The organism is Nocardiopsis listeri (assembly GCF_020741345.1).
GTDB classification, from domain to species: Bacteria; Actinomycetota; Actinomycetes; order Streptosporangiales; family Streptosporangiaceae; genus Nocardiopsis; species Nocardiopsis listeri_A.
Genome location: NZ_DYZD01000163.1, coordinates 1 through 2,946, shown reverse-complemented (window position 1 = coordinate 2,946; position 2,946 = coordinate 1). Strand labels below are relative to the sequence as shown.

General features: G+C 69.3%; 3 protein-coding genes and 1 pseudogene. 2 read left to right on the top strand and 2 right to left on the bottom strand.

All coding sequences use genetic code 11. The features are described from left to right. Positions 1 to 329, top strand: a pseudogene (locus K8V84_RS09245) (AfsR/SARP family transcriptional regulator); the annotation flags it as partial. Here K8V84_RS09245 and K8V84_RS09240 read toward each other — a convergent pair. Both K8V84_RS09240 and K8V84_RS09235 read right to left on the bottom strand, forming a co-directional pair. Then, on the bottom strand, positions 314 to 952 hold the full coding sequence (locus K8V84_RS09240) for a response regulator transcription factor (RefSeq protein WP_304073040.1): 639 nt from the start codon (positions 950 to 952) through the stop codon (positions 314 to 316). The pseudogene K8V84_RS09245 and the gene K8V84_RS09240 overlap by 16 nt on opposite strands. After that, on the bottom strand, positions 940 to 2,163 hold the full coding sequence (locus K8V84_RS09235; RefSeq protein ID WP_304073036.1) for a sensor histidine kinase: 1,224 nt from the start codon (positions 2,161 to 2,163) through the stop codon (positions 940 to 942). The genes K8V84_RS09240 and K8V84_RS09235 overlap by 13 nt, the downstream gene beginning before the upstream one ends. A gap of 259 nt (positions 2,164 to 2,422) precedes the next feature. Here K8V84_RS09235 and K8V84_RS09230 point away from each other — a divergent pair. Then, a partial coding sequence (locus tag K8V84_RS09230; RefSeq protein WP_304073034.1) for an ABC transporter ATP-binding protein occupies positions 2,423 to 2,946 on the top strand: 524 nt, incomplete at its 3' end.

Here is a 2,946-nt window from a genome sequence, read left to right as displayed (position 1 = left end):
CCGAGCTGCTGTGTCGGGAGGTCTCACTCGCCCTTGCCGAGGACGACCCGTCCCGGGCCCGCGCGGCATGGGCGCGCGCAGGGGAGTTCGCGGACGCCCTCGCCGGCGCCGAGGCCAGGGCGCGCGTGGCCGAACTGGAGGCCCGGGTCCTGCTGGCCGAAGGCGACCCCTCCGGAGCGGCCGGCGCCCTGGACCGCGCGTCGCGTGTGCGGGGGCGCCCCGATCTGGGCAACCCGTACGTGCGTCGCCTCACCGAGGAGCTGCGCGAGCGGCTGGGCGCCGACGGTGTCGACCGGCTTCCGGGAACGGGACCTCACCCCCCGATGTAGGCCAGAACCGCCCGCACCCGGCGGTTGCTCCCCTCCTCGGTGAGACCGAGCTTGGTGAATATCGAGCCGATGTGCTTGCCCACGGTGGGGGTGGACAGGTCGAGAAGGTCACGGATCCTGGCGTTGTCGTGCCCCTCGGCCATGAGGGACAGCACCTGTTTCTCACGGGGGCTCAGAGTCTCCAGAGGGTCGTTCCCGGACCGTGTCCTGAGCAGGTGGGCGATCACTTCGGGGTCGAGGGCCACGCCACCCCCGGCCACACGTCTGAGCGCGTCGGAGAACTCGGCGACCTCACCGATGCGGTCCTTGAGCAGGTAGCCGATGCCGTGGCTGTCCGCGAGCAGTTCGGTCGCGTACCCGTCCTCCACGTGCGCGGAGAGCACGAGGATGGGGAATCCCGGGATCTCGGCGCGGATCCGCGCGGCTATGTCGAGACCCTCCCTGCGATGGTCGGGCGGCAGACGCACGTCCAGGACGGCGACGTCCGGCCGTAGTTCCTCGAACATCGAGTGGAACTCGGCGGCGTCTCCGGCCGCGCCGACCACTTCGAACCCCTCCACCTCCAGCAGCAGGACGAGCCCCTGACGGAGCAACACGTCGTCCTCGGCGATCAGAACGCGCAAGGCAGCCTCACCTCGATGACGGTCGGCCCGCCGGGCGGGCTGGTGACGCGGGTTCGGCCGTCGAAGGCCGCCACCCGATGACGTATCCCGGACAGTCCGCTGCCCAGGTGCTCGTCGGCCCCGCCCTCACCGTCGTCGTCGACCGTCACGGTGAGCGTCGCCGCGTCCTCCGAGAGGCGGACCCGGGCCTGGGCGGCACCGGAGTGTTTGGCGACGTTGGTGAGGGACTCGGTGACGACGAAGTAGGCCGCGGCCTCGACTGCCGCCGGGAGCCGGGGCAGCTCCCCGACCTCCACCTCGCAGGGCACCCCCGACCGGGAGGCCAAGGAGGAGACGGCGGCGGCCAGACCCTGGTCGGCGAGGATCGGCGGGTAGATGCTGCGGACCACGGCGCGCAGATCGCGAAGGGCCTCCTCCGAGGCGTCCTTCGCGCGGGTCATCAGCTCCCGCGCCCGCTCGGGGTCCTTGGCCATCACACGCTCGATCAGCCCCAGGTGCATGCGGACGGCGACGAGCCGGTTCTGGGTGCCGTCGTGCAGGTCCCGTTCGATCCGGCGCAGCTCCATGCCGTGCGCCTCCAGTGCCTCCTGACGGAGGAGGTTGGCTTCGGCGAGCCGGTCACGAAGCCGGCCGGCGCCCGCCCGCAGGAGAACGCACCCCGCCAGGTGGGCGTGCGCCGAGGCCGACCGAGGCACGAAATACCGGTTGAGAGCCAGATATGCCAGCCCGACCAACGGGGTGGTGAGCGCCGCCCCCCACGAGTCGACGGGATAACCGCCGGGGCTCACCGCCATTTCCGTCGGCAGTGCCCACCACCAGAACAGACAGGTGAAGGAGACCAGGACGCCGATTCCGAGAATGATGGCGATGACGGCGCACGACAACCCGAGGAGCGCGTTGACGCACATCCAGCGAATCGCGTTCCACAAGTCGGGGCTGTGGAGGTTTTCGGTTGCCTCGTCCTGCTGATCCGGGCCCTGCAGAAACTCCCTGGCCAGGGCGAGGTCCCGCGCGGCCCCGCGCACCAGGGGGGCCGCGACCCACTGGCGCAGACGGACACCGACATACACGACCACCAGTGCGTGGGACCCGATCAGGGCGCTGATCAGGAGCCACGAGCGCAATGCCCCCGCGCCCGCGCGCAGGCAGTAGAGAGTGCCCTCCCACGCACCTTTGCGCGCGCCCTCCCGCAGTTCGACCGCGTATGACAAAAGGAAACTCCCGGACCGATAATCGGGAAATCAATTTCAGGCCCATGGTAGCATTCCGGCGTTGATATTCAGAGAGGGCGAGATGTTTCGAACAAAGAGAAAAGGACATGGTACCGACCCGGGGAACAGAACGGATCCCGGCGTAACCCCGGCTCTTCGCATGCTTGACGTGCGCAGAACATACGACACGGGGGCCGGAAAGGTGAGTGCTCTTCGTGGTATTTCCGTAGAACTTGCAAAAGGAAGCTTCACTGCGGTAATGGGCCCCTCCGGCTCCGGAAAAAGCACCTTCCTGCACTGCGCCGCGGGCCTCGACCGGCCCACCGAAGGCGAGGTGCTGTTGGGGGGGACCAGCCTGGTGGGGATGTCGCAGAACGCCCTCAGTCGTCTGCGGCGCGAGCGCGTGGGGTTCGTGTTCCAGGCCTACAACCTGCTCTCCGCGCTGAGCGTGCAGGACAACATCACGATGCCCCTGCGGCTGTCCGGGGCACCCGTGGACCACGAGTGGGCCGACCAGGTGGTACGCCGGGTGGGCATCCACGATCGGCTCCACCACCGCCCCGGCGAGCTCTCCGGCGGGCAACAGCAACGTGTGGCCCTCGCCAGGGCACTCATCGGCCGCCCCGACCTGATCCTGGCGGACGAGCCGACCGGCGCCCTGGACTCCCACACCGGCACGCAGGTGCTGGAACTGCTGCGCTCCACCGTCGACTCCCTGGGCCAGACCGTGCTCATGGTGACCCATGACCCCGTCGCCGCGTCCTATGCCCGGACCGTACTCTT